The organism is Mesorhizobium sp. GbtcB19 (assembly GCF_019091085.1).
Classification (GTDB): Bacteria; Pseudomonadota; Alphaproteobacteria; order Rhizobiales; family Rhizobiaceae; genus Mesorhizobium.
Window position 1 is genome coordinate 1 of the sequence record NZ_JAGXJY010000465.1, and the last position, 240, is coordinate 240.

Below are 240 nucleotides of genomic sequence, written 5' to 3' on the forward strand. Positions count from 1 at the left end.
CGCCCCCGCCCGGCCGGCCCGGGCCTTGGCCCTCCCCAGCGAGGCCGGGGCGGTGGCGTAATCGGCCTGCCTACCGGTGCCGGGTCTATAGAGGGCGCTGGCGCGATCCTATTTGCGCCTGGCGTCGGCGGCCTGGGCTTTTGCCATGTCGACCTCGGCCCTGAGCACGGGGATCTCCTCCGAACGCTTGCCCCCCTGCAGGTCGGCAAGCTGCGCCTGTGCCAGCGCAAGCGCGGCTTC

1 pseudogene is annotated in these 240 nt (G+C 73.3%); it reads right to left on the minus strand.

Features of this window, described 5'->3' with window-relative positions:
• Nucleotides 1-240 (minus strand): annotated as a pseudogene (locus KVT37_RS33685) (HlyD family secretion protein); the annotation flags it as partial.